Source organism: Methylosinus sp. is20ea (assembly GCF_059718135.1).
On the sequence record NZ_AP046088.1, the window covers coordinates 1,691,150 to 1,716,959 of the forward strand.

Annotated in this window: 26 protein-coding genes; 15 read left to right on the plus strand and 11 right to left on the minus strand. The window is 65.0% G+C overall.

What is annotated here, in order from left to right:
* The first annotated feature begins 9 nt into the window (after window positions 1-9).
* Both AC6IY7_RS07720 and AC6IY7_RS07725 read left to right on the plus strand, forming a co-directional pair.
* Window positions 10-825, plus strand: coding sequence for a response regulator (locus AC6IY7_RS07720; RefSeq protein WP_497782806.1), 816 nt, complete (start codon window positions 10-12; stop codon window positions 823-825).
* Window positions 826-1,026: 201 nt separating this feature from the next.
* Window positions 1,027-1,257, plus strand: a complete 231-nt coding sequence (locus tag AC6IY7_RS07725; RefSeq protein WP_018267322.1) for a con-10 family general stress protein — start codon at window positions 1,027-1,029, stop codon at window positions 1,255-1,257.
* Window positions 1,258-1,314: 57 nt separating this feature from the next.
* Here AC6IY7_RS07725 and ptsN read toward each other — a convergent pair whose 3' ends face one another.
* The 8 genes from ptsN to AC6IY7_RS07765 form a co-directional block, all read right to left on the minus strand.
* Complete coding sequence (gene ptsN, locus AC6IY7_RS07730) at window positions 1,315-1,779, minus strand: PTS IIA-like nitrogen regulatory protein PtsN (RefSeq protein WP_497782477.1); 465 nt, start codon at window positions 1,777-1,779, stop codon at window positions 1,315-1,317.
* 217 nt (window positions 1,780-1,996) lie between these two features.
* Window positions 1,997-2,566, minus strand: a complete 570-nt coding sequence (gene hpf, locus AC6IY7_RS07735) for a ribosome hibernation-promoting factor, HPF/YfiA family (protein ID WP_497782478.1) — start codon at window positions 2,564-2,566, stop codon at window positions 1,997-1,999.
* Between the two features lie 324 nt (window positions 2,567-2,890).
* Window positions 2,891-4,468 (minus strand): RNA polymerase factor sigma-54, encoded by a 1,578-nt coding sequence (gene rpoN, locus AC6IY7_RS07740; protein WP_497782479.1) that lies wholly within the window; start codon window positions 4,466-4,468, stop codon window positions 2,891-2,893.
* 222 nt (window positions 4,469-4,690) lie between these two features.
* Window positions 4,691-5,662 (minus strand): LPS export ABC transporter ATP-binding protein, encoded by a 972-nt coding sequence (gene lptB / locus AC6IY7_RS07745; RefSeq protein WP_497782480.1) that lies wholly within the window; start codon window positions 5,660-5,662, stop codon window positions 4,691-4,693.
* Between the two features lie 116 nt (window positions 5,663-5,778).
* Window positions 5,779-6,384 carry a 3-isopropylmalate dehydratase small subunit gene (gene leuD / locus AC6IY7_RS07750; protein WP_497782481.1) on the minus strand — a complete coding sequence of 202 codons (606 nt, stop codon included), beginning with the start codon at window positions 6,382-6,384 and terminating at the stop codon, window positions 5,779-5,781.
* An 88-nt stretch (window positions 6,385-6,472) separates the two neighbouring features.
* Entirely contained in the window at window positions 6,473-7,201 is a 729-nt protein-coding gene (locus AC6IY7_RS07755; protein WP_497782482.1) for a S1 family peptidase, read from the minus strand.
* Window positions 7,202-7,300: 99 nt separating this feature from the next.
* Entirely contained in the window at window positions 7,301-8,437 is a 1,137-nt protein-coding gene (locus tag AC6IY7_RS07760; protein ID WP_497782483.1) for a methyltransferase, read from the minus strand.
* A gap of 163 nt (window positions 8,438-8,600) precedes the next feature.
* Window positions 8,601-9,389, minus strand: coding sequence for a hypothetical protein (locus AC6IY7_RS07765; protein WP_497782484.1), 789 nt, complete (start codon window positions 9,387-9,389; stop codon window positions 8,601-8,603).
* Window positions 9,390-9,507: 118 nt separating this feature from the next.
* On the opposite strand from AC6IY7_RS07765, the gene AC6IY7_RS07770 reads away from it, so the two are divergent.
* Window positions 9,508-10,719, plus strand: coding sequence for an MFS transporter (locus AC6IY7_RS07770; RefSeq protein WP_497782485.1), 1,212 nt, complete (start codon window positions 9,508-9,510; stop codon window positions 10,717-10,719).
* A gap of 10 nt (window positions 10,720-10,729) precedes the next feature.
* On the opposite strand, the gene AC6IY7_RS07775 is transcribed toward AC6IY7_RS07770, so the two are convergent.
* Window positions 10,730-11,224: a hypothetical protein gene (locus tag AC6IY7_RS07775; RefSeq protein WP_497782486.1), complete on the minus strand. Its 495-nt coding sequence runs from the start codon at window positions 11,222-11,224 to the stop codon at window positions 10,730-10,732.
* A gap of 317 nt (window positions 11,225-11,541) precedes the next feature.
* On the opposite strand from AC6IY7_RS07775, the gene acs reads away from it, so the two are divergent.
* The 3 genes from acs (at window position 11,542) to fabD (ending at window position 14,842) form a co-directional block, all read left to right on the plus strand.
* Complete coding sequence (acs, locus tag AC6IY7_RS07780) at window positions 11,542-13,476, plus strand: acetate--CoA ligase (protein WP_497782487.1); 1,935 nt, start codon at window positions 11,542-11,544, stop codon at window positions 13,474-13,476.
* 126 nt (window positions 13,477-13,602) lie between these two features.
* On the plus strand, window positions 13,603-13,806 hold the full coding sequence (locus tag AC6IY7_RS07785) for an integrase (RefSeq protein ID WP_497782488.1): 204 nt from the start codon (window positions 13,603-13,605) through the stop codon (window positions 13,804-13,806).
* A gap of 88 nt (window positions 13,807-13,894) precedes the next feature.
* The gene (gene fabD, locus AC6IY7_RS07790) at window positions 13,895-14,842 is read left to right on the plus strand and encodes an ACP S-malonyltransferase (RefSeq protein WP_497782489.1); all 948 of its coding nucleotides are present in this window, start codon (window positions 13,895-13,897) and stop codon (window positions 14,840-14,842) included.
* A gap of 61 nt (window positions 14,843-14,903) precedes the next feature.
* On the opposite strand, the gene AC6IY7_RS07795 is transcribed toward fabD, so the two are convergent.
* On the minus strand, window positions 14,904-15,710 hold the full coding sequence (locus AC6IY7_RS07795) for an outer membrane protein (RefSeq protein ID WP_497782490.1): 807 nt from the start codon (window positions 15,708-15,710) through the stop codon (window positions 14,904-14,906).
* Window positions 15,711-16,082: 372 nt separating this feature from the next.
* On the opposite strand from AC6IY7_RS07795, the gene fabG reads away from it, so the two are divergent.
* From fabG to AC6IY7_RS07840, 9 genes are all read left to right on the plus strand, one after another.
* A complete protein-coding gene (gene fabG / locus AC6IY7_RS07800; RefSeq protein ID WP_497782491.1) occupies window positions 16,083-16,820 on the plus strand; it encodes a 3-oxoacyl-[acyl-carrier-protein] reductase in 738 nt (245 codons plus the stop codon).
* A gap of 264 nt (window positions 16,821-17,084) precedes the next feature.
* Entirely contained in the window at window positions 17,085-17,324 is a 240-nt protein-coding gene (locus AC6IY7_RS07805; RefSeq protein ID WP_024878155.1) for an acyl carrier protein, read from the plus strand.
* Between the two features lie 100 nt (window positions 17,325-17,424).
* A complete protein-coding gene (gene fabF / locus AC6IY7_RS07810) occupies window positions 17,425-18,687 on the plus strand; it encodes a beta-ketoacyl-ACP synthase II (RefSeq protein ID WP_497782492.1) in 1,263 nt (420 codons plus the stop codon).
* A 231-nt stretch (window positions 18,688-18,918) separates the two neighbouring features.
* On the plus strand, window positions 18,919-20,739 hold the full coding sequence (gene mltG / locus AC6IY7_RS07815; protein WP_497782493.1) for an endolytic transglycosylase MltG: 1,821 nt from the start codon (window positions 18,919-18,921) through the stop codon (window positions 20,737-20,739).
* A gap of 81 nt (window positions 20,740-20,820) precedes the next feature.
* On the plus strand, window positions 20,821-21,708 hold the full coding sequence (locus AC6IY7_RS07820) for a YicC/YloC family endoribonuclease (RefSeq protein ID WP_497782494.1): 888 nt from the start codon (window positions 20,821-20,823) through the stop codon (window positions 21,706-21,708).
* A 106-nt stretch (window positions 21,709-21,814) separates the two neighbouring features.
* Window positions 21,815-22,453 carry a guanylate kinase gene (gene gmk / locus AC6IY7_RS07825; RefSeq protein WP_497782495.1) on the plus strand — a complete coding sequence of 213 codons (639 nt, stop codon included), beginning with the start codon at window positions 21,815-21,817 and terminating at the stop codon, window positions 22,451-22,453.
* Window positions 22,454-22,532: 79 nt separating this feature from the next.
* Complete coding sequence (locus AC6IY7_RS07830) at window positions 22,533-22,868, plus strand: hypothetical protein (RefSeq protein ID WP_497782496.1); 336 nt, start codon at window positions 22,533-22,535, stop codon at window positions 22,866-22,868.
* Between the two features lie 213 nt (window positions 22,869-23,081).
* Entirely contained in the window at window positions 23,082-23,417 is a 336-nt protein-coding gene (locus tag AC6IY7_RS07835; RefSeq protein ID WP_497782497.1) for a cupredoxin domain-containing protein, read from the plus strand.
* Window positions 23,418-23,427: 10 nt separating this feature from the next.
* Window positions 23,428-24,261 carry an FTR1 family iron permease gene (locus AC6IY7_RS07840; protein ID WP_497782498.1) on the plus strand — a complete coding sequence of 278 codons (834 nt, stop codon included), beginning with the start codon at window positions 23,428-23,430 and terminating at the stop codon, window positions 24,259-24,261.
* Between the two features lie 90 nt (window positions 24,262-24,351).
* On the opposite strand, the gene AC6IY7_RS07845 is transcribed toward AC6IY7_RS07840, so the two are convergent.
* Entirely contained in the window at window positions 24,352-25,731 is a 1,380-nt protein-coding gene (locus tag AC6IY7_RS07845; RefSeq protein WP_497782499.1) for a class II 3-deoxy-7-phosphoheptulonate synthase, read from the minus strand.
* Window positions 25,732-25,810 lie beyond the last annotated feature (79 nt).

The following is a 25,810-nucleotide window of genomic DNA, read 5'->3' on the forward strand; positions in this document are numbered from 1 at the left end:
GAGGGCATGATGTCCATTTCTCAGGCGATTCTAAGGCATGTGCCATATTTGCGGCGTTTCGCCCGCGCCCTGTCGGGCAGTCGCGAGGGCGGCGACGCCTATGTGCTGGCGACTCTCGAAACCGCGGTCGCCGACCCCTCCCGCCTCGTCGCGGACGAGGATCTGAAAATCTCCCTCTATCGCCTGTTTCTGGAAATCTGGACGTCGAGCCCGATCAACGACCATACCGACACGTCCGGCGTCGCGCCCGGCGACGAGGCGAGCGCGCGGCGCAATCTCGACGCCATTTCGCTGCAGCCGCGCATCGCCTTTCTGCTGCATGCGCTGGAGGGCTTCCCGCTCGGCGAGATCGCCCGCGCGCTCGCCGTCACCGAGGCGCGGGCGGCGGCGCTGATCGACACGGCGAGCTCGGAGATTGCCGGCCAATTGGCCACCGACGTGCTGATCATAGAGGACGAACCGCTGATCGCGCTGGACTTGCGCGGGCTCGTCGAGGAGCTCGGGCATAAGGTCGTCGCGGTGGCGCGCACCCATAAGGAGGCGGTCGAGGCCATATCCAAGACTCCCCCCGGCCTCATTCTGGCCGACATTCAGTTGGCGGACGGCAGCTCTGGTCTCGAGGCGGTCAATGAAATACTCGGCTCGCTGTCGACCCCGGTGATCTTCGTCACCGCCTATCCGGAGCGATTTCTGACCGGAGAGCCGCCGGAGCCGGCCTTTTTGATCGCCAAGCCGTTCAGCGTCGACAGTTTGAAAGCGATTATCAGCCAAGCTTTATTTTTCGACAGACGGTCCCATCTCAAATACAACGATAAGCACAAGTGAAGAAATAAGCCATAGCTGATGTAATCGTTCGATTTCGTACGTAAAGACCACAGGCCCAATTGCGGCAAAAAAAACTTCAATCGGGAACGAATAGAGCGCAACCTTGTCTTGACTCGGGCGTTGACTCCCGGGGGACAAGAGAAGGTAGAAGATATGACGGCGATCCAGGAAACGAAAAAGTCGAACCGTGGCTTTGCTTCGATGGACCCTGAGAAGCAGCGGGCGATCGCGCGCAAGGGCGGCCAGAACGTCCCGGACGAAAAGCGCAGCTTCTCCCAAAATCCCGAGCTCGCGGCCAAGGCCGGCCGCAAGGGCGGCCAGAGCGTCGATCCGACGAAGCGGAGCTTTTCCCGCGATCACCAGCTCGCGTCAGAGGCCGGACGCAAGGGCGGCCACGCCTCCCACAGCAAGCCGAGAACAGCCGCGGAGTAATCCGCGGCTCGTTCCTTCGCCGTATCGCGGCCGGCTGACGTCAGCGGCGCGAGAGCCTCAGGCGGCGTGGGGCGTAGAGGTTTGCGCGATGATCGAATAGAGGGCCGAAGGGTCCCGCGTCGCGCGAATCGTCGCGACGATGCCGGGGTCGCGCAGCACGCGCGCCGCGCAGGCCAGCGCTTTGAGGTGATCGGCGCCGGAAGCCTCCGGCGTCACCAGCAGGAAAATGAGATCGACCGGAGCGCCGTCCAGCGCGTCGAAGTCGATCGGCCGCTCGAGCCGCGCGAAAATCCCGAAGATCGACTTGATTCGCGCCAGCTTGCCATGCGGAATGGCGACGCCGTCGCCTATGCCGGTCGAGCCGAGACGCTCGCGTTGCAGCAGCGCGTCGAATATCTCGCGGGCGGGCAGGCCGGAAATCTCGGCCGCCTTGTCGCTGAGCTCCTGGAGCGCCTGCTTCTTGTTGTTCGCCTTGAGCGCGGGAATGACCGCTTCTGTGGAGAGCAAATCCGCGAGCCGCATGTGGCGTCTATCCCATTCGAGGCCTTGTCCGGGCCGAGCTCCGCCGCCGCGCGAATCGCGGCGCGCGAGGTCGTAGTTATTGTTCAAAGGATGCATCGCGACCCGCTGCGGCGGTTCACGCCGTTCTTCGGGTCGCAGGGCGAACTCCGATCGCGCATAATGAGCATAGCCGCCCTCACAGCTGTCGCGTCCAATCTAAAGGCAAGATATATGCCGCTTATTCGCCGCCCGGCGCGTCGATCCAACCGATATGGTCGTCGTCGCGTCGATAGACAACATTGAGCCGACCCGTGTCGGCGTTGCGGAAAACGATCACCGGCGCGCCGGTCAGATCGAGGTCCAGCACCGCGGACGAGACTGACAGCCGCCGCAGCCGCGACGTCGTCTCGGCGACGATCGTCGGCGCGAATTCCTTGGGCGCGTCCTGCTCCTGATCGGGCGCCTCGAGCACATAGCTCTGGGCCGTCTCGCCCTCGCCGTCTCGCGCCGCGCCGTGATGATCCTTCAGCCGGCTCTTGTAGCGCCGCAGACGCTTCTCGATGCGGTCGGCCGCCTGATCGAAGGAGGCGTAGGGCTCCTGCGCGCGGCCGTCCGCCTGCACATCGACGCCGGAGGCCAGATGAAGGCTGCAATCGGCGCGAAAGCCCGATCCTTCCGGCGAGATCGTCACATGGCCGCTGATGTCGCCGTCGAAGAATTTGCCGGCGGCCGTCGTCAGCCGCTCGGCGACGTGAGTCCGCAAGGCTTCGCCGATATTGATGTTCTTGCCGGACACTCGCAGCGACATGTCGGATCTGCCTCGTCCATTCGAGCGCTCGCGCCGGGCGCGAGAGCGCATTCCTTCGAAAAAAATCCGCGATGGCTTTCGTGAGCTTCGGTTTCGACCGTCCCCCACGGTCCTCGCCGCGACGTCGGCGAAGTCTCGGTCCAGAGCCCCGAGCGTCATTCTTGCCGTTCGAACGTGGCGGAAGACGGGCCAAAGACGCTTTTTGCGCCCGGTCCGCTTCGGCGACAGGCTCTAAGTGTCCCGGCCGGCGAAGTCAATGGGTGAGCGATTTGCCCATTCACACGGCACCGAGGCGCCTTCGAGTTGGTGGCGACCCGGAGCCGCTCAGAGCGCCGGAGCGCTCTCCCGCGCCATCGCCTGTTTCGCGCGGCGGCGGTCGACCGAGGAAGGAATGCGCAGGCTGTCGCGATATTTTGCGACGGTGCGCCGGGCGATGTCGATGTCGATCTCCTTGAGGCGGGCGACGATGGCGTCGTCGGAGAGCACGTCGAAAGGGCTCTCCTTATCGATCATCTGCTTGATCTTGTAGCGCACCGCTTCGGCCGAATGGGCTTCGCCGCCGCTGGTCGTGGCGATGGAGGCCGAGAAGAAATATTTGAGCTCGAATATGCCGCGCGGCGTCATCATATATTTGTTCGAGGTGACGCGGGAGACGGTCGACTCGTGCATGCCGATGGCGTCGGCGATGGTGCGCAGATTGAGCGGGCGCAAATGCTCGACGCCCTTGGCGAGAAAAGCGTCCTGCAGCCGCACGATCTCGGAGGCGACCTTCAGAATGGTGCGCGAGCGTTGCTCGAGGCTCTTGGTCAGCCAATTGGCGTTCTGCAGGCAGCTCGAGATGAAGGTCTTGTCGCCGTCGCGCTTGGCGCCGGCGCTCACCCGGGCGGCGTAGGAGTGGTTGACCAGCACGCGCGGCAGCGCATCGGAGTTGAGCTCCACCATCCAGCTGCCGTCGGTCGCCGGCCGCACGATCACGTCGGCGACGAGCGGCTGGATCGGCGCGCCGCCGAAGGCGCGGCCGGGCTTGGGATCGAGGCGGCGAACCTCCGCCGCCATATCGGCGATGTCTTCCTCGTCGACGCCGCAGAGGCGCGCGAGAGCGGGGAAATCGCGCTTGGCCAGCAGCGGAAGATTGGCGATGAAAATCTGCATCGCCGGATCGAAGCGATCGCGCTCGCGCAGCTGAATGGCGAGACATTCCTGCAGATCGCGCGCGGCGACGCCGGACGGGTCGAAGCTCTGTATGGTCGCCAGCACGGCCGCGGCGCGCACGGGATCGGCGTCGAGCCGCAGGGCGATCTCGTCGACGTCCTCGCGCAGATAGCCGGTCTCGTCGATGGCGTCGATGATGGCGTGGCCGATCAGCCGGTCGCGCGCATCGGCGGAGGCGAGGGCGAGCTGCTCGGCGAGATGATCGTGGAGGCTGGCGTCGGCGGCGACATAGGCCTCGAGATTGGGCGTCTCGCCATCGCTCCCGGCGCCGCTCGCGCCGGTCCAGGAATTGGCCGAGAGACCCGCGCCCTCCAGCGAGCCGGAGGAGTCGACGGCCACGCTGCGCGGGCCCTCGAGCTCGAAAGCGTTGCCGATCTCCGTGCCGAGCTCGGCGGCGAGCTGGCCGGCGTCGACGGCGAGGCTGTCCTGCGCCCAATCGCCCTCGCGCGGCTCGCCGGCTCCCTCGAAAGAAGCGTCGCCGCCGTCGCCCTCGCCGCGCGGCTCCTGGTGCGGATCGGGAATGTCGTCCGATTCCACCGCCTCGAGCAGAGGATTACGTTCCAGTTCCTCGTGTAGGAAAGCGGAAAGTTCGAGATTGGAGAATTGCAGCAGCTTGATCGCCTGCAGAAGCTGGGGCGTCATCACCAGGGCTTGGCCCTGACGCATCATCAGTTTGGTGGAAATAGCCATTTTCCGCCTACTCGAAACTTTCCGCCATTACGCACGGCTGTGGACCGCCGCAACGGCTGTTCTCGGCCTGTTTCTTGCTTATAGCACGGGGAGGAATTGGGCGCAGGACCAATTATTCGGCGCCCCCCGGAAATTCCGCCTAGCAGTTAATCGCCGCGACGCTTCCGGTCCGAAATCACATCTCGAAAATCACATCATCTTGAAAATCACACGATCCCAAAATCACATGCGGAAATCTTCGCCGAGATAAATTCGCCGCACATCGGGATTGGCGACGATCTCCTCGGGCGTTCCCTCGGTCAAGACATGGCCGTTGTGGATGATGTAGGCGCGGTCGGTGAGGCCCAGAGTCTCGCGCACGCTATGGTCGGTGATCAGCACGCCAATGCCGCGCGCCTTGAGATGGCGCACGAGATCCTGAATGCCGCCGACGGCGATGGGATCGATGCCGGCGAAGGGCTCGTCCAGCAGCATGAAGGAGGGCTTGCCGGCCAGAGCGCGGGCGATCTCGCAGCGGCGCCGCTCGCCGCCCGAGAGCGCCACCGCCGGCGTCCGGCGCAGGCGCTCGAGCTTGAACTCCTCGAGCAGCGCGTCGAGCTCCTGCTCGCGCAGGCGTTTGTCCGGCTGGGTGATCTCAAGCACGGCGCGAATATTGTCTTCGACGGTGAGGCCGCGGAAGATCGACGCCTCCTGCGGCAGATAGCCGATGCCGAGCCGCGCGCGCCGATACATGGGCAGGCCGGTGACGTCATAGCCGTCGAGCGCGATGAGTCCGCGGTCCGGCTTCACCAGCCCGGTGATCATGTAGAAAACCGTGGTCTTGCCGGCGCCGTTGGGGCCGAGCAATCCGACCGCCTCGCCGCGCGCCACATGCAGGCTCACATCCTCGACGACGCGGCGGGTTTTATAGGCCTTGGCGAGATGCTGGATCGCCAGAACGCCCTTATGCGCCGCGCAGGCGTTCTCCTCCTCCGAAAGGGCCGCGTCGCCCGAGTCGGCGGCGAATTCGGCGGGGGGCTCCTCGGCGCCTAAATTTTCGGCGCCGTCTCCCTTCCAAGCGTCGATCTCGGCCGTGAAATGGGCCGAAGCGTTCTCTCGCGCGGCCGGCCGACGCAGGCGCAAGCGTTCGGCGATCCGGCTCAGCAGGCCGGATCGGCGGGTGTCGCTCGCGGATGGGTAGGATCGGAAGCTCAAGCTTTGGCGCCCTGGAAGTGAGAGACGGAATGTGGGATCGCGCGCCGCCTCGCTGCGATCCTAAGCCTCCCCGACGAAAAACCCTCGTTACTTTTTTGCAATCCGGGAAACCGCGATCAGGCCCAGGGCCGGGCGGTCGCCGATTTCGCCTCGAAGGCGTCGATGGCGCTCTGCTTCTGCAGCGTGAGGCCGATATCGTCGAGGCCCTCGAGCAGGCAGTGCTTGCGGAACGGGTCGATGTCGAATGTCACCACCCCGCCGTCCGGGCCGCGGATTTCCTGGGCGGCGAGGTCGATCGTCAAAGTGGCGTTGGCGCCGCGCGCGGCGTCGTCCATGAGCTTGTCGAGATCGGCCTGCGCGACCATGATCGGCAGAATGCCGTTCTTGAAGCAGTTATTATAGAAGATGTCGGCGAAGCTGGTGGAGATCACCGCCCTCACGCCGAAGTCCAGCAGCGCCCAGGGGGCGTGCTCGCGTGACGAGCCGCAGCCGAAATTATCGCCCGCCACCAATATTTTGGCGTTGCGATAGGCGGGCTTGTTGAGCACGAAATCGGGATTGTCCGAACCGTCGTCCTTATAGCGCATCTCCGAGAAGAGACCCTTGCCGAGGCCGGTGCGGGCGATCGTCTTCAGAAATTGCTTGGGGATGATCATGTCGGTGTCGATATTCATGATCGGCAGCGGCGCGGCGACGCCGGTCAGCGTGACGAATTTTTCCATATCTCGTGTCCTCGGCGGCATTGGGCGCATCGCGCGAAACTCCGCGCCCTTTACCAAATCGCCGAACAAGGCGCAAAGCGGCGGCGGCTCAGCCCTCGGTCAGCGGCAGCAGAATATCCGCGTACCAAGCGCAATTGAGGCCGAGCGCCTCGTCCTGCTGGGCGTCGCGGCCGACGTCGAGCCGCGCCGAATGGACGCCGAGCAACGTCCAAGGCAGATCGCCCTGCCGCGCCTCCAGCGCCGGAATACGGGCGACGACGGGCGCGCCGCTGGCGCCGCGATGGGTGCGCGCGTCGGTCAGAAAATAGCCCTGGCCCTGGAAGCGCAGGCCGAAGGAGGAGGCGACGACGCCCTGCCGCGCCACCGGCATGTGGTGCAGAGTGTCGTGAAAGCCGAGCGGAAAGCCGAGGATCAGCACCGAGGAGCCGATCTCGACCTGATCGAAGCCGCCGGGAAGATTCGCCGGGCCGAAGGCCCGATAGATGGTCGGATTCGGCAGCGCCTGTCGCTCGATCTCGATCGCCGCCACATCCACTTCACCGCCGGCGTCGACGCCCTGGCGCCAGATGCTCTTGCCATTCTCGTAGAGCGGAATCGAGAAGCCGGTCGATTGGGCCATATTCTGCGCGTCATTGTGCAGCTCGATCTCGATGCGGTCGGGAAAATGGCCGCTCGCCGCATCGCTCAGCACATGCCGGCTCGTCACCAGAAACAGGCGCTCGCCGCGCTCGAAGAAGAAGCCGCTGGCGTTGGTCAGCGGGGCTCGGCCCTCGAAGGTGCAGACGCGCGCGGTGGTGAGCAGCAGAGGTTCGATCATCGGCCGGCCTTTCTCTCATCGGAGACATGGCCGCTCCACCCGGTCCCGGCAAGTCGGGACGGGCGCGATGGGGCGACGCGCCGACCATTCCCGATAAGCTCAGGGCCCGTGATAGTCCGGATCCGGCCGCGCGACCAGAATGCTCGCGACGATGGGCATGGGATTGCTCAGCAGGCGGAAGCGCCCAAAGCCCGCTTTTTTCGCGAGCTTCTGCAGCTCGGCGACAGTGCGCGGCTCGCCGCGGCCCATGGCCAGCGTATAGAAGCCGTAATAGGCGTCGAGCGGCTCCGCCCCCTCGACGCCGGACATGGCCTCGATGACGAGCAGCGTCCCGTCGCGCGGCAGGGCGCGGCGCACATTGCGCAGCAGCTCCAGCGCCGAGGCGTCGTCGTGATCATGGACGATGCGAATCAGCGTGATCACATCCGCGCCCCGGGGTAGCGGATCGACGAGAAAATTGCCGGAGAAGAAGCTCGTCCGCTTGGTCAGCCCCGCTTCGTCGAGCCGGGCGCGGGCGCGCTCCACCACGGACGGCAGATCGAAGAGCATCAGCTGCAGCCGCGGCGCGCGCGCCGCCGCCGCGGCGAGAAAGGCGCCTTCGCCGCCGCCGACGTCGAGCAGCTTCTTGTGGCGGCGAATGGGGTAGACGTCGAGCAGCTCCTGCGCGACCAGCGGCTGCGAGGCGGCCATCAGCGCGCTATAGGGCGCGACCTCCTCGGCGGAGAGGGCGGCGGGATTTTCCGCGGCCGAATAGGGCCAATAATCGGCGAGCCGCGGCTCCGCCGATTCATCGCCGCGCAGCAGAGCCACGGGATCGGCGAGATCGGCGTAGAGCATGGGCTGATGCGCGACGAGCGAGAGCGCCGCCGGATTGCCGATGAGCGCTGCGCCGAGCTCGCCGAGGCCGAAGCGCTCCTTGCCGCGCCGCTCGACGAGGCCGAGCGAGGCGGCGGCGTCCAGCAGCCGCGCCGCGGCGTCGACGGAGAGCTCGAGCTTCTCGGCGATCTGCTCCACATTGCGCGGCTGCTCCAGCAGAAGCTCCAGGAGCTTCAGCCGCACGCAGGCGAGCAGCACCTGCGAATAGACGAAGCCGGCGCAGAGATCGAGCATGTCTCGCGCGCGCCGCCGCGCCTTGGCGCGGGTCAGCGGATGCGCGGCGGCGAGGCGCTGGAAGCGCGGGCTCGACACGAGCCGATCCCGGAGACGCCGCAGCCTGTCCCGAAAGAACTGCCCCATATGCGGCCCCTCCGCCTGCTCGATAGTCGCTCTAGCCCAAAAGCACCGTTTCGGAAACGTCCCTTGACACTTCGTCTGAAATTTTACTCATCGGAGGGAGCATGTTGTCCCCGGCCTGTCTTGGCCGCGTTCAAGGAAGGACGCCGTCGCGGAAAGGCTACAGCTATAACTTGGCGGGCTGCTTCTTGAGGTTCGATATAAGAATTACCATAAAATATTTTACATGATCATATACTACGCGCGCTTGGTGCTCATCATACTGTGCTCTGTTATGAGATACGTGATTCCTCCAGCCGTCCTTAAAATACGAGAACTCCTTTGCAGCCTCAGACAGAAATTGTAGCCGCTCGTTACGCTCTGAACTTTTTATCCCAGAAGATCGTTCAATTTTTATATTTCTTTCTATATTATTCAATATATTATACCATTGCTCTCGATCGAAACTTAGCCCAACATCAGCGGCCATATATGCTAATCCGTGCTCAAGAACTCTCATTAAATGGAAAACGCATGCCGTATTTTCATCAACAGCATAACATTTTATTGCAGAGCATAGATCAGCTGATAACTCAGGAAATGAAACAGAAAGTTTTTCTATAAAATCTAACTCATTTCTATATATAATAGATTTGTGATATTTAACATAATAAACTGTGCGATTCCTGCCCTCATCCTCTGCAACCTGATATATAGAATGAAGAAATGTTGATATTCTTTCACACGAAGAATTTGTATTTAGTTGTGAAGATACGCCTTTTATAAAGGCTATCGTTTGCTGCATTTCAAAATCGACGCAATACTTCTGCAAGGCCGAAAGTCTTTCGTGTGCGCGTATTAAAAGATCAGCTATGCGCGCGTCGCGGTCCGCCGCTTTCTCGGCCAATGCTGCCTGAATGGCGTAGCTGCGCATAGTCGCCAAACATATATGTAGCTGACAGATAGCTGCAATCATACCTAGTCCCCGAAAGCCTGCGCTGCCCGAAAAGCGCGTCGCGTGATGTCGCTACCTAGCTAAAGCTCCCGATTCACCCGACGGCTATTCAACACAGCATAATTACCGGTTCTGTTCCATGCGCCTGGACGCTCTCGACCGGCTCAATTTTTTCCTCGCCGATGTGCGCGGCGGGCTCGGGCCTTATGTCGGGGTCTTTCTCTTCACGCAGGCGCATTGGAGCCAGGCGGAGATCGGCGCCGTGCTGACGGTGAGCGGCCTCGTCGGCATCGCCGCCCATCCGGCCGTCGGCGCCTTCATCGACCGCACGCGCGCCAAGCGCGAGCTTTTGGTTCTGTCGAGCTTCGTCCTCTGCGCCTGCGGGCTCGCCATCATTCATGCGCCGAGCGTTCCGGTCGTGGTGGCGGCGGATGTCGTCATGGCGACTCTCGGCGCCGTTTTCGCGCCCGCTGTGGCGGCGATCACGCTCGGCCTCTATGGCCGCGACAGGCTGGCCGAGCGGCTCGGCCGCAACGCCGCCTTCGATCGCGCCGGCAATATTTTCATCGCCGGAATCGTCGGCCTCGTCGGCGTCCTCGTCTCGCAGACGGCGCCTTTCTATCTGACGCCGATCTTCGCCGCGCTCGCGGCGCGGGCGGCTTTCGCCATTCCGGCCGCGTCGATCGATCACGACCGCGCCCGCGGGCTCGAGCGCGGGCTCGAGGAGCTCGATCCCGCGCATCCGCCGCAGCCCGGCAGGCTGCGCGATCTCCTGCATTACCGCACGCTGTTGATCTATGCGGCGGCGGCGGCGCTGTTCAATTTCGCCAATGCGCCGACTCTGTCGCTGATCGCGCAGAAGCTCGCTTCGGAAAACCCCGGCCTCGAGAGCGGCGTCACCTCGGCGGCGATCATTCTCGCACAGCTCTCGACGATCGCCATGGCGCTGCTCGTCGAGCGCGCCGACGTCATCGGCCGCAAGCCGCTGCTCGTTCTCGCCTTCGCCGCGCTCTTTGCGCGCGATCTCGCCTGCGTCTTTGCGCAAACGCCGCTGCATCTGCTCGCGGCGCAATTGCTGGACGGCGTCGGCGGCGGACTGTTCGACGCGCTGCTGCCGCTCGTGCTCGCCGATATCATGCGCGGCACGGGCCATTACAGTCTCGCGCGCGGCGGCCTCGGCTTCGTGCAGGGCGTCGGCGGCGCGACAAGCCTCTCCGTCGCCGGCTTCATCGTCACCTCGAGCGGCTATGCGGCGGGCTTTCTGACGCTCGCCGTGATCGCGCTCGCGGGTCTCGCTCTGGTGATCGTCGCCATGCCGGAGACGCGGCCGGAGACGGGGCCGAAGCGCTGAGCGTCACAGCTCACGCCGTCCCCGGAGCGAAGCCTTCCTCGAGGCCGAGACGCTCGAGCAGAGATTTACGACGCTTGCGGTCGCGCTTCTGCGGCGGCTTGCGATTGTAATAATCGAACAGCACTTCGCGATACAGCTTGATGACGATCTTCTCATCGAGGCCGAACAGCATATGAGCGGCAAGGCGCAGCAGCAGATAGACCGTGCATTCGAAGAGGAAGGCGCTGGGATGCGAGAACATGACCGGCAGCGCCGAAGCGATGACCGCGCCATAGAGCGAGGCGATCGCATAGCGCGGATTCTCGCGCGCCCACAGGAACAGCCGCAGCAATTCGCGATAGCCGACGATATTGACGAGCATCGAATAGAGCTCGAGGCTGAAGGCGCCGTCCTGGAAGTCGACGATCGCGCGGGCCAGGGCGACGATCGCCACGAGGGAATAGAAAATCGTGTCGCAACGGCGAAGGCATAGTTCGCGAATGTCGTCGAACAAAGGGGTCTTCATCTCGGCTCCTCGAAGGCATTGGGGCGTCACGCCGTCTAAAAGAGCCGCAAATCCGGCGCCGACCAGTCTCTCGCCGGGAAGAAATTCAGCTCGCAGCATGCGCATTGCTCCTGTAATACGTAGCACTTCGAAACGATCTGCGACCTGATGTCGCGCCCGCGCGGCGCCGCGTCGCAGAGCCCGGCCAGGCTCGCGGCGCCGAAAAGGCGGGCGCCCCTGGCGCGAGGACGCCATAGCCCGAGGCGACGAAAAAGGTCATATTGACGACAAAGCAGACGGCGCGCCAACGCGCCGCGGTCACCCGAGGGAACGCTCGAATGTCTGACAAGATCTATGCTGTGCCGGAGGCCTGGGGCAAGGAAGCGCGTATAGACGCCGAGCAATATGCAGAGCTCTACCGGCGCTCCGTCGCCGATCCGAATGGTTTCTGGGCGGAGCAGGCGCAGCGCATCGAATGGATCGCGCCGTTCACGCGCGTGAAAGACGTCAGCTTCGACACGCATAATGTCGCGATCGAATGGTTCGGCGACGGCTCCACCAATGTCGCGATGAACTGCATCGATCGGCATCTTCCGCATCGCGCCGATCAAGTCGCGATCATATGGGAGGGCGACGACCCCTCGCTCTCGCGTCACATCACCTATCGCGAATTGCACGAGCAGGTCTGCCGTTTCGCCAATGTGCTGAAGGCGCATAATGTGCGCAAAGGCGATCGGGTGACGATCTATCTGCCGATGATACCGGAGGCCGCCTACGCCATGCTCGCCTGCGCGCGCATCGGGGCCGTGCATTCGGTGGTGTTCGGCGGCTTCTCGCCGGACGCGCTCGCCGGCCGCATAGAAGATGCGCAATCGGATGTCGTCATCACGGCGGATGAAGGCGTGCGCGGCGGCCGCAAATCGCCGCTCAAGGACAATGTCGACGCCGCGCTGGAGAAGGTCTCCGCCAAGACCGTCATCGTCGTCACGCGCACCGGCGCGAAAGTGGATATGAAGCCCGGCCGCGATTTCCGTTACGAGGACGAGGCGAAGAAGGTTCCCGAGGATTGCCCTTACGCCGAGGTCGGCGCCGAGGATCCGCTGTTCATCCTCTACACATCGGGCTCGACCGGAAAGCCCAAAGGCGTGCTGCATACGACGGGCGGCTATCTCGTCCACGCCTCGCTCACCCATGAGCTCGTCTTCGATTATCGCGAGGGCGACGTTTATTGGTGCACGGCGGATGTGGGCTGGGTGACGGGCCACAGCTATATCGTCTATGGCCCGCTCGCCAATGGCGCGACGACGCTGATGTTCGAAGGCGTGCCGAATTATCCGACCGTCTCGCGCTTCTGGGAAGTGATCGACAAGCACAAGGTCGACATCTTCTATACCGCGCCGACGGCGATCCGCGCGCTGATGAGCGCGGGCGAGGAGCCGGTGAAAAAGACCAGCCGCAAATCTCTGCGCCTGCTCGGCTCGGTCGGCGAGCCGATCAATCCGGAAGCCTGGGAGTGGTATCACCGCGTCGTCGGCGAGGGCCGTTGCCCCATCGTCGATACATGGTGGCAAACGGAGACGGGCGGCATTCTGATCTCGCCGTTGCCGGGCGCGACGGCGTTGAAGCCGGGCTCGGCGACGCTTCCCTTCTTCGGCGTGCAGCCGGAGATCGTCGACGCCAATGGCAAAGTCCTCGAGGGCGCCTGCGAGGGCAATCTGGTCATCGCCGATAGCTGGCCGGGACAGGCGCGCACCGTGTTCGGCGATCACGAGCGTTTCGTGCAGACCTATTTCACCGCCTATCCGGGCAAATATTTCACCGGCGACGGCTGCCGGCGCGATTCCGACGGCTATTATTGGATCACCGGCCGCGTCGACGACGTCATCAATGTCTCCGGCCATCGCCTCGGCACGGCGGAGATAGAGAGCGCGCTCGTCGCCCATGAGAAGGTCGCCGAGGCGGCGGTCGTCGGCTTCCCGCATGCGATCAAGGGCCAGGGCATTTACGCCTATGTGACCTTGATGGGCGGCGCCCTGCCGTCCGAGCGTCTGCGCAAGGAGCTGGTCGATTTCGTGCGCAAGGAGATTTCCGCCATCGCCTCGCCGGATGTGATCCAATTCGCGCCCGGCCTGCCGAAGACGCGCTCCGGCAAGATCATGCGGCGCATATTGCGCAAGATCGCGGAGAATGAATTCGGCGCGCTGGGCGATACGTCGACGCTCGCCGATCCGAGCGTGGTGGAGGATCTGATCAAGAACCGGCCGGCGGGGTGACGAGGGGAGCGAGATCGGGCGGGGCGCGCGCGTTGGCGACGAGCGCCTCTCGCGCGCAGACCCTTTCCGCGCTATGTTTTATGAGGCGCCGACCGTAAAAGTGGCTTTTGGCGACAGGGACTCGACATGAGCATTATGATTTCCGAGGTCTACGACGCCTTTGTCTCGGCTGGAGCGCCGGAGGAGAAGGCTCGTCGAGCGGCGGAGGCGCTGACCGTTTACGAAAGCCGATTTTCCAAGATCGAGAACGATATGGCCGTCATCAAATGGATGCTCGGCTTTGTCATCGCCATTCTTTCCGCCGTGGCGCTGAAGCTCTTCCTCCATTGAGCGGTCGCGTTCGTCGCCGTCAGGCTTGACACTCGCCCCCGCCTGCGCCACTCGGCGCTCGTCAATCCAAAAGAGGGACGAGCAGCGCATGGCGAAGGCATTCGTATTTCCGGGGCAGGGATCGCAGGCGGTCGGCATGGGCAAGGCGCTCGGCGAGGCCTTTCCTCAGGCGCGCGCCGTCTATGAGGAAGTGGACGCCGCGCTCGGCGCGCCTCTCTCGACGATCATGTTCGAGGGCCCGGAAGCGGAGCTGACACTCACCACCAACGCCCAGCCGGCGCTGATGGCGGTCTCGCTCGCCGCTATCCGTGTGCTCGAGGCCGAGGCCGGGCTCGATCTTTCCCGCGACGCGAAATTCGTCGCCGGCCATTCGCTCGGCGAATATTCGGCGCTCGCCGCCGCAGGGGCGCTCTCCATCGCCGACACCGCCCGCCTGCTGCGTCTGCGCGGGCAGGCGATGCAGGCGGCGGTTCCGGTCGGCGCGGGCGCGATGGCCGCGCTCATCGGCGTCGAGCTGGAGGCCGCCCGCGCCATCGCCGAGGCCGCCGCCGTGGCGGCGGGCGAGGTCTGCCAGGTCGCCAATGACAATGGCGGCGGCCAGATCGTCGTCTCCGGCGCCAAGGGTGCGGTCGAGAAGGCGATTCTCATCGCCAAGGAGCGCGGCGTGAAGCGCGCCGTGGCGCTGCCCGTCTCGGCCCCCTTCCATTGCGCGCTGATGCGAGGCGCCGCCGACGCCATGCGCGAGGCGCTGGCGACGACGACGATCCTCGCGCCCAAGGTCGCCGTGGTCGCCAATGTGACGGCGCGGCCCGTCGTTTCGCCGGACGATATCCGCAGCCTTCTCGTCGAGCAGGTGACGGGAACTGTGCGCTGGCGCGAATGCGTCGTCTTCATGGCCGGCGAGGGCGTCGACAAATTCGTCGAATGCGGCGCCGGCAAAGTGCTGACCGGCCTGTTGAAGCGCATCGTCTCCGGGGCCGCGGGCCTCACCGTTGGCGCGCCGGAGGATCTCGACGCCTATCGCGCTTTCGCCTGAGCGCGAAAAAAAGAGCCCGGCCGCGCGGGCCGGGCTCTCCGTCCGGGAGGAGGAGGACGCTTCAGTATCTCGCCACCACGGGAATGGGGCTGAAGAGATTGAAGTGGTAATTGACCCCGGCGCGCACAGTGTTGACCTGCGTGCGGCGGTTCCAGTTCCAGCCCAAAGCCCCGACGCCGAGAGGGCCGGGCGCAATGACCGGCGCGAGCAGCAACCAATTATTATTGTTGTTGTTGGCGTTGTCGTTGAGCTCCGTATAGAGATATTCGAGCTTGGCCGACCAATTGGGCAGGAAAGCCCATTCGACGCCGCCGCCGGCGGTCCAGCCGCCGCGCACATCATTGTTGTTGTTGCCCCACCAGCCGATCAAGGGACGATCCACCTCGCCATAGGCGAAGCCGCCGGTGCCGTAGATCAGGAGCCGCGAATCGAGCAGCGCGAGGCCGATACGGGCGCGCACAGTGCCGAACCACGGCACGCGCACGCGATCGACATTGCCCAAGCCGCCCCACCAATTATTATTGTTGTTGCGGCCGCTGCCGATGCTCGTGCCCTGGATATCCGTCTCGAGGCCGACGACGAAGAGCGGCGAGATCTGATAGTTCCAGCCGAGCTGGACGCCGCCGACGACGCCGCCGCTGTTGTTGCCGTTGTTGTTGTTCCCGCCCCAGGCCCAATTGTTGTTGTTGCGGCTGCGGTCGACCCAGCCGCCGCCGATGTTCAGGCCGACATAGGGGCCGGTCCAGGAAAAAACTGGCGGCGGGATGAAGACCGGCACGACTTCTTTGCGGGAGGGCAGATCGGCCGCACTGGCCGAGCCGGCGAGCAGCGCCGTAGAGATCGCCAGAACGGAAATCCTGTGTTTCATAGATGGCTCCTTCAATTCTCTATAAACTCGGCGCACACACGCCAATCTCGCTGTTCGACCCCAGCAACAAAAGCATTCGAACCGCTGCGGAGCCAAGATTTCGTAAAATGCTGACACTGTAAACGCCTAAAAAGGCTATATTCGAGCCTATCGCTGCTTTCTGTCGGCGGTGTGATAAAAAAGCACCCCTAAGTAATTACGAGTTGCTGAATTTGTACTATGACTGATCAGGTTTTTCTCTCCGCGAAACTACCTAAGGCGACAAAGAAAGGCGCCCCGCCCTCCGATTGCGCGCCGCGCGGCCGGCGCCCTATAGAAGCGCATCGAGTTTCGCGAAGCCGCGCGACGAAAGCGGCGGCGAGGGGGGGAAAGATGTTCGAACTGAGCGGCAAGACGGCGCTGGTCACCGGCGCGAGCGGCGGCATCGGCCGGGACATCGCGCGCGCGCTGCATAAGAGCGGCGCGGTCGTGGCGCTTTCGGGAACGCGCGAGGAGGCGCTGGCCACGCTCGCCGCCGAGCTCGGCGACCGCGTCCATGTGCTGCCCTGCGACCTCTCCGACAAGGCGCAGGCCGAGGCGCTGGTCCCGGCGGCGGAAAAGGCCATGGGCGGGCTGGATATTCTGGTCAACAACGCCGGAATCACCCGCGACATGCTGTTCATGCGCCTCAAGGACGAGGATTGGGACGCGGTGCTGAACGTCAATCTCACCTCGGCCTTTCGCCTGTCGCGGGCGGCGCTGCGCGGCATGATGCGCAAGCGCTTCGGGCGCATCATCGGCATCACCTCGATCGTCGGCGTCACCGGCAACGCCGGCCAAGGGAATTACGCCGCCGCCAAGGCCGGCATGATCGGCATGACCAAGTCGCTGGCGGCCGAGGTCGCCTCGCGCAACATCACCGTCAATTGCGTCGCGCCGGGCTTCATCGAGAGCCCGATGACCGACGCGCTGAACGAGACGCAGAAACAGACGATTCTGCGCGCCGTGCCGGCCGGGCGGCTCGGAACGGGGGCCGATGTCGCCGCCGCCGTGGTCTATCTTTCGAGCGAGGAGGCGGCCTATGTGACCGGCCAGACTCTGCATGTGAATGGCGGAATGGCGATGATCTGAAGCCCCCGAATTGCCGCGGGGCGCCTCTCGCCACGGCGAATTAATTATGCTACCAGACGCGTCGCTGGCCGGGGGCGACGCCGTAAGAGCAATTCGGGCCGGCCAATCGGCCCGCCTCCCAATGGCGACATTTCGGCGGATCGTGCGAGCGAAACCGCAGAAATGTGACGTAGTTTACCCCTGAAGCGATCGAGCGTGGTCCGAGCCGAACTCGGGATCCGCCACATCGGTGTCAGCAGAGCGATCGAACGAGGATCAGAGCAGATGAGCGATATCGCCCCGCGCGTTAAGAGTATCGTTGTCGAACATCTCGGCGTCAAAGAAGAAGAGGTGAAGCCGGAGGCGTCTTTCGTCGACGATCTCGGGGCCGACTCGCTCGATACCGTCGAGCTGGTCATGGCCTTCGAGGAGGAGTTCGGCGTCGAGATCCCGGACGAAGAGGCCGAGAAGATCAACACGGTCGGCGACGCGATCAACTATCTCGAAAAAGCCAAGGCGGCTTGAGGCGACGAGCCTTCGCGACGCGGATCGTCGGACGATCCGCGCTGTCGCGGTTTCGAGACACTCACTGAAAAGTAAGGCATAGCGCTCGAGAAGAGAATCCATGCGCAGGGTGGTGGTCACTGGTCTCGGCATCGTTTCGCCGTTGGGCTGTGGCGTGGACGTCAATTGGCGACGGTTGATCGCCGGAGAACACGGCTTTCGTCGCATCGATACTTTCGAGGCGTCGGACCTCCCGTGTCAAATAGCAGGTTTCGTGCCGCGCGGCGACGGAACCGACGGAACCTTCGATCCGAACGCCTGGTTCGAGCCGAAGGAGCAGCGCAAGGTCGACGACTTCATCATCTATGGCGTCAGCGCGGCGACTCAGGCGCTGGCCGACGCCGGATGGGTGGCGGACACGCCCGAGAAGCAGAATTCGACCGGCGTTCTGATCGGCTCCGGCATAGGCGGGCTCGGCGGAATCTACGAGACCTCGGTCACGCTGAAGGACAAGGGTCCGCGGCGCGTGTCGCCCTTCTTCATCTCCGGCCGCATCATCAATCTGGCCTCCGGCTATGTGTCGATCATGCACCGCCTCAAGGGCCCCAATCACGCCGTCGTCACGGCCTGCTCGACCGGCGCGCACGCCATCGGCGACGCGGGCCGGCTGATCGCGCTCGGCGAGGCGGAGGTGATGGTCGCCGGCGGGGCCGAATCGCCGGTGAACCGCATCGGCGTCGCGGGCTTCGCCGCCTGCAAGGCGCTGTCGACCGGCTTCAACGATCGCCCCGAGGCGGGATCGCGTCCCTATGACCGCGATCGCGACGGCTTCGTCATGGGCGAGGGCGCGGGTTGCGTCGTGCTCGAATCCTATGAGCACGCCATGGCGCGCGGCGCGAAAATCTATGCCGAGCTCATCGGCTATGGCATGTCGGGCGACGCCTATCACATCACGGCGCCCGCGCCGGATGGCGACGGCGCCTATCGCTGCATGGAGATCGCGCTGAAGCGCGCCGGCGTCAGCGTGTCCGACGTGGACTATGTCAATTCGCACGGCACATCGACGCCGCTCGGCGACGAGATCGAGCTTTCGGCGGTGCAGCGGCTCGTCGGCAATGAGACGCCGCGCCTGTCCATGTCCTCGACCAAATCGGCGATCGGACATCTGCTCGGCGCGGCCGGAGCCGTGGAGGCGATCTATTCCATATTGGCGCTCAATCACGGCGTCGCGCCGCCCACGCGCAATCTGGACAATCCTTCGGTCGAGACCGAAATAGACCTCGTGCCGCACAAGGCGCGGGAGCGGAAAATCGATATCGTTTTGTCCAATTCCTTCGGTTTCGGCGGCACCAACGCGTCCCTCGTCTTCCGGCGTCCGCAATGAGGGGCGCGGCCGCGCTTCCGCTCGCGCCTGTGGACGAGAGGCCGTTCCTGATTTCGCCACAAAGAACGATAGGGTAACGGACGCGGGGGGGCGCCGCAAAGTCGTCGCATTTCTTTCCGAGCGCGGCGCGGCGGCGCTTTATTGTCGGTCCGTCGCGTTTTTTCTGGTCGGCGAATTTGGTTTTGATCCGAATCACGACGCGGCCCGAAACCCAAGAGACGGAGTTTCCCGATGAGCGATGCTCCAAACGATTCGTCCGAGACGCCGAAGGACGCCGCGCCCGCCCCCAAATCCGAACCCAAGGGCGAGGAGTCCTCCTCTTTCTTTCGCCGCCGCGCCAGCCTGCGCAGCCCCGGCGGGGCGTTGCAGCCGGACGCGCCGCCTCCGCCTCCTCCGCGCGCGAAGAAGCGCGAGGGAGCGCTCTCCGTGGTCAGCAGCTTCCTCTCCTTCCTGCTGGTGCTCGCCGTGGCCGGCGTCTTCGGCCTCATCGCCGTGCTGCACAAGCTGCGCGAGCCGGGTCCGCTCGCCGCCGAGAAGATCGTCTATATCGCTCCGCACAGCGACGTCCCCGAGATTCTCGCGCAGCTCGAGCGGGACGGCGTCATCGACAATCCCATGCTGATGAATATCGCGCTGGTCATCGAGGGCGTGCGCGGCAAGCTGAAGCCCGGCGAATATGCGTTCAAGCAGAACGCCAGCCTGCGCGAGGTCATGGACGAGCTGGTCAATGGCCGGCAGATCCTGCATGGCGTGACCATTCCCGAGGGGCTGACGACCGAGCAGATCGTCTCGCGGCTGCGCGAGAGCGACTTTCTGGCCGGCGACATGGCGGAACTGCCCAAGGAAGGCGCGCTGCTGCCGGAGACCTATAAGGTCGCGCGCGGCTATCCACGCGCCAAGCTGCTGCTGAAGATGCAGGAGGATCAGCGCAAGCTGCTCGATCAGATCTGGGCGCGCCGCAATCCCGATCTGCCGGTGAAGACGCCCTATGAGCTGGTGACGCTCGCCTCCATCGTCGAGAAGGAGACCGGCAGGGCCGACGAGCGCCCGCGCGTCGCCGCCGTTTTCGTCAACCGCCTGCGCAAGGGCATGCGCCTGCAATCGGACCCCACCATCGTCTACGGCCTCGTCGGCGGCCGCGCCACGCTCGGCCGCGGCATATTGAGGTCCGAGGTCGAGAAGTGGACGCCCTACAACACTTACGCCGTCGACGGCCTGCCGCCGGGGCCGATCGCCAATCCGGGCCGCGCGGCGCTGGAGGCGGTCGCCAATCCCTCGCGCACGCAGGAGTATTATTTCGTCGCCGATGGCACGGGCGGCCATGTGTTCGCCGAGACGCTCGAACAGCATTCGCGCAATGTCCAGCGCTGGCGGCAGATCGAGAAGGACCGGGCCTCCTCGGGCGTCGACCGGCTGGAGCCCGGCTCCGTGGTCGGGCCGACGCAGCCGGCCCCGCGCGAGAAGCGCGGCGATGCGGCGATCGGCCGGCTCGTCGCGCTCGCCGATGCGACGATGGAGCCGCCGATCGCGGCGGGCGATCCGCGTCATGGCGCGTTGAAGCGAATCGGCGCCGCTCTGCCGGCCATTCCTTTCGAATATGCCGGCGACAATGAGGAGAGCCTGCGGCTCGCCGCCGAGCGCGCCGCCGCGGCCGCGATGGCGACGCCCCTGTTCACCACGCAATTCGCGCAGCGCGCGCAGCCCGAGGCGCGCGCAGCCGTCATGATGATGGCGAGCGCCGCCTCGGATGATTCGCAGGCCGGCTCCGACGAGCTCGCGGAGGCTGTCGAGGACGACGGGCTCGATTCTGCGAGCTATCCGGTCTCCGGGGCCCTGCGCGCCGAGCAGCGCGCCCGCGCCGCCCGGCTGGGATTATCCGTGGAGGAGCGGCCATTGCCGCTCTCGGCTTCGGCGGACGCCGGCCAGCCGCCGCGCTCCGCCCGGGCGCGCGCCTTCGACGCTTCGGAAGGCACGGCGCTCGATCCGCTGCGCGACCGCGGCTGGGATTTGAACTCCGCCAAGACCGTGCCCGACGTGGCGAAGTTTCGGTGACGAAACAGCGAGCAGCGGTTACGGCGAATAGTGAGTAGCGAATAGACGGCCGCTCGCTATTCGCCCCTACCAAGGATCGCAATGTCCCTCGCCAGCATGACCGGTTTCGCTCGCGCCCATGACAGTCTCGGACCGTGGCGCTACGCCTGGGAGATCAAGACCGTCAATTCCAAGGGGCTGGACCTGCGTTTGCGCGTCCCGCCCAATTTCGACGCGGTGGAGGTGAAGGCGCGCGCGCTCATCGCCGCCAAGATCGCTCGCGGCTCCTGCTTCGCCAATCTCACCGCCAAGCGCGACGACGCGCTCGTCGAGACACGCGTCAATCGCGCCGCGCTCGAGCGTCTGTTGAAGGCGCTGGACGACGTGCCGCTGCATGCGTCGTTGAGACCGGCGTCGCTCGATGGTCTGCTCGCCGTGCGCGGCATTGTCGAGGTCATCGAGCAGGAGGACGACGAGGAGCAGCGCAATGCGCTCGACGCGCAGGTGCTCGCGACTCTGGCGCAGGCGCTCGACGCGCTCGCGGCCTCGCGCGCGGCGGAAGGCGCGGCCATAGGCGATGTGCTGACGGCGCGGCTGGCGCGCATCGGCGAATTGACCGCGCAGGCGGAAGCGCTGCCGGGCCGCTCGGCCGAGGCGGTGCGCGCGCGGCTCGCGAGCCAGATCGCCGCTCTGCTCGAGACGGGCCATTCCTTCGATTCGCAGCGCCTGCATCAGGAGGCGGTGCTGCTCGCGGTGAAGGCCGATATTCGCGAGGAGTTGGACCGGCTGAAGGCCCATGTGACGAGCGGCCGCGCGCTCATCGAGAAGGGCGGGCCGATCGGCCGGCGCCTCGATTTCCTCGCCCAGGAATTGTCGCGTGAGACCAACACGCTCTGCGCCAAATCCAATGACGGCGCGCTCACCGCAATCGGCCTCGAGCTCAAGATCGAGGTCGAGCAGTGGCGCGAGCAGGTGCAGAATATTGAGTGAGGAGAAAATAGCGAATAGGGAGTAGCGAGTAGCGAGCAGGGACGCGCCACTCGCTACTCGCTACTCGCTACTTCCTATTCGCTCTTCGCTATTCGCTGGACCAAAGATGCCCATAACGCCGGACCGCCGCGGAATCGTTCTCATCCTCTCCTCGCCCTCCGGCGCGGGGAAGACGACGCTGACGCGCATGCTGCTGCAGAACCGCGAGCTCGACCTCACCCTCTCCATTTCGGTGACGACGCGCCCGCGCCGCTCCAGCGAGGTCGACGGCATCCATTATTTCTTCATCTCGAAGAGCCGCTTCGAGTCGATGCGCGACAATGGCGAATTGCTGGAATGGGCCGAGGTGCACGGCAATTATTACGGCACGCCGCGTGGACCCGTCGACGAGATATTGGGCGAAGGCCGCGACGCGCTCTTCGACATCGACTATCAGGGCACGCAGCAGGTGCGCGAGAAGATGGGCGCGGACACTGTCACCGTCTTCATCCTGCCGCCGTCGATGAAGGAGCTGCGCGCGCGTCTCGAGCGCCGCGCCGAGGATTCGCGCGAGGCGATCGAGCGCCGCCTCGAGAACGCCCGCAACGAGATCCAGCGTTGGAAGCAATATGACTATGTGCTCGTCAACGACGATCTGCAGCGCAGCTTCGACGATCTGCTCGCCATATTGCGCGCCGAGCGTCAGCGCCGGCCGCGGCGCGTCGCCGGCATAGAGGCTTTCGTCGCGCGTCTGTTGAGCGAGTGATACGGTTTCTGGGTGATTGCTCGCGATGCGAGCCTGAAGGCTCGCTCGAGGGAAACAGGTAGAAGGACCGGTTTCGAAGATGACGCCCGCAAAGCTCCTCGCCGCGGCGTTCGCGGCCCTCTCCATCGCCGCCTGCAACTCCATGCAGCCCGCCGTCGTCGCCGAGGCGCCGGCGACGCGCAATACGACGCCGGCCGGTTTCAATCTTCCCGAGGGCGCCGGTTGCTCGGGCGCCATCGCTCGCTATCGCGCGATCATGGACAACGACCTCGCCATGGGCCACGTCAATCAGGGCGTCTATTCGACCATTCACAGCGAGATCGACGCCGCCGCCGCGGCCTGCTCGGCGGGCCGGGACGCTCAGGCCGTCGCGCTGGTGCGGGCGAGCAAGGCGCGCCACGGCTATCCGGGCTGAGCGCTCGCGACATTTCGTCCAGTCAGATTGGAAGCAATCTCAACTCGAGGCGTTGTGGCGCGACAGGCCTTCTACTACCTTGATATTCAAGCTCTAGCGCATTCGCGGCCAGGCTCGCGACGGCGGCGTCGCGCGTGGGCGTTGGGCCGGTTCTTGCTTTGCTGACTGCGGGCGTGGGCGAAGGCGTCGAAACGATTCACCGAAAGGCGTGAAATGACATCCTCCCGAATTCTTCTCGTCGCCGCCGCGCTCGCGGCGGGCGCAGGCGCCGCCGGCGCGACCGACGAGACCTCTCTCGAAATCTCCATCAAGGATCATCGCTTCTCGCCTGCCGAGCTGCACGCGCCCGCCGACAAGCCGATCACCATCGTCGTGAAGAACCTCGATGCGACGCCGGAGGAATTCGAGAGCAAGGCGCTCAAGATCGAGAAGGTCGTCGCCGGCTCCGCCGAGATCACGGTTCGCGTGCGTCCGCTGAAGCCCGGCCGCTATCATTTCGTCGGCGAATATCACGAGGCGACCGCCAAGGGCGATCTCGTCGTCGAGTAAGGACAGAACAATGCTGGGCGCTCTCATCATCGTCTTTCGCGAGGTCATAGAGGCGGGTCTCGTCATCGGCATCGTGCTCGCGGTCACGCGCGGGGCGCGCGGCTCGCGGGCCTATGTCTTCGGCGGCGTGGCCGCGGGCGCGCTCGGCGCTGGCGTCGTCGCGCTCTTCGCCGATGCGCTGTCGCAGGCCGTCGCCGGACGCGGACAGGAGCTGTTCAACGCCGGCGTCCTCGCGGTGGCGGTGGTGATGCTCGCCTCTCACAACATATGGATGGCGCGCCATGGCCGCGAGCTCGCGAGCGAGCTGGCGGCCGCCGGCCGCGCCGCCGTCTCCGGCGACAAATCCTTCCTCGCTCTGGCGCTTGTCGTCGCGCTCGCCGTGCTGCGCGAGGGCTCGGAGGTGGCGCTGTTCCTCTATGGAATTCTGGCCTCCGGCGAGCCGGCGGCCGATCTCTTGGCGGGCGGCGTCGCGGGCCTCGTGCTCGGCGCGCTGGTCAGCGCGCTCACCTATTTCGGCCTCGTCACCATTCCGGCGCGGCATTTGTTCGCGGTGACGACGGCGATGATCACTCTGCTCGCGGCCGGTCTCGCGGCGCAATGCGCGGGCTTCCTGCAACAGGCCTGGATCGTCACCGCTCTGTCGCAGACGATGTGGGACACCTCCGGCGTGCTGCCGGATTCGAGCCTCTTCGGCCGTGTGCTGCATACGTTGATCGGCTATGTCGACCAGCCGACGGCGCTGCAGGTCGTCGTCTATGTGGCGACGCTGGCGGGCATATTCATCGCCACCCGCCTCGCCGCCCCGCGGGCTCGCGCCGCCAATGTCCACGCCGCGGCGGAGTGACGGCTGCTTGCGAGCCTGAAGGCTCGCGGTCCAGGGAGCGCTTTGGACCGCGAGCCTTCAGGCTCGCAAGAGCGCATCGCCGATTTGCCTTTACTCCGCCGCGTCCTGCTCCTGCGCGCCGCGCGCGAGCCGCTCGGCCTTCAGCAATTCCGCCACCAGGAACGCCACCTCTATCGCCTGCTCGGCGTTGAGGCGCGGATCGCAGGTCGTGTCATAGCGCACGCCGAGCTCCTGCTCGGAAATATCGCGCGCGCCGCCCATGCATTCGGTGACATTCTGTCCCGTCATCTCGAGGTGAATGCCGCCGGCGTAAGTCCCCTCGGCGCGGTGAACCTCGAAGAAATTGCGGATTTCCGCCATCACGCGATCGAAAGGCCGGGTCTTGCGGCCGCCGGCGCTGATCGTGTTGCCATGCATCGGGTCGCAGCACCACACGACTTTGCGCCCCTCGCGGGCGACGGCGCGCAAGATCGGCGGCAGCGCTTCGGCCGCCTTGTCCGCGCCGAAACGGCAGATGAGCGTCAGCCGCCCCGCCTCGTTCTGCGGATCGAGTCTGTCGATGAGGCGCAGCAGCGCGTCGGGTTTCAGGCTCGGCCCGCATTTGAGGCCGATCGGATTCTGCACGCCGCGCAAATATTCGATATGGGCGCCGTCCTCCTGGCGCGTGCGGTCGCCGATCCACAGGAAATGGCCGGAGGTGGCGAAATAGCCGCCGTCGAGCGAATCGACGCGCGTCAGCGCCTGCTCATAGCCGAGCAGCAGAGCCTCGTGAGAGGTGTAGAAATCCGTCTGCCGCAGCTCGGGATGATGCTCCGGATCGAGGCCGATGGCGCGCATGAAGCCGAGCGTCTCGCTGATATGGTCGGCGAGCTGCGAATAGCGCTCGGAGAGCGGGCTGTTGCGCACGAAGCCCAGCATCCAGCGATGCGCGTTGACGAGATTGGCGAAACCGCCGGTCGCGAAGGCGCGGAGGAGATTGAGCGTCGCCGCCGATTGCCGATAGGCCATCAGCTGCCGATGCGGATCGGGCGTGCGGGCGGCGGCGGTGAATTCTATGTCGTTGACGATGTCGCCGCGATAGCTCGGCAGCTCGATGTCGCCTTGCTTCTCGGTGGGGGCGGAGCGCGGCTTGGCGAATTGCCCGGCGATGCGGCCGATCTTGACCACGGGCGAGGCCGCCGCATAGGTGAGCACCACCGACATTTGCAGGAAGACGCGGAAGAAATCGCGGATATTGTCGGCCGAATGCTCGCTGAAGCTCTCGGCGCAATCGCCGCCCTGCAGCAGAAAGGCGCGGCCCTCCGCCACTTGCGCCAGCGAGCGCTTCAGATTGCGCGCCTCGCCGGCGAAGACCAGCGGCGGAAATCCAGCGAGCTGCCGCTCGACATCGGCGAGCGCCGCCGGATCCCGATAGACCGGCGTCTGCTCGATCGGCCTGGCTCTCCAGCTTCCGGGCGTCCAATTCTCCACGATCGTCCAGCTCCTGCTCGCCGCTCCCCCGCGCGGCCCAGCTATACAGGACCCCGGCCGGCGAGGCGACAATTTTGCC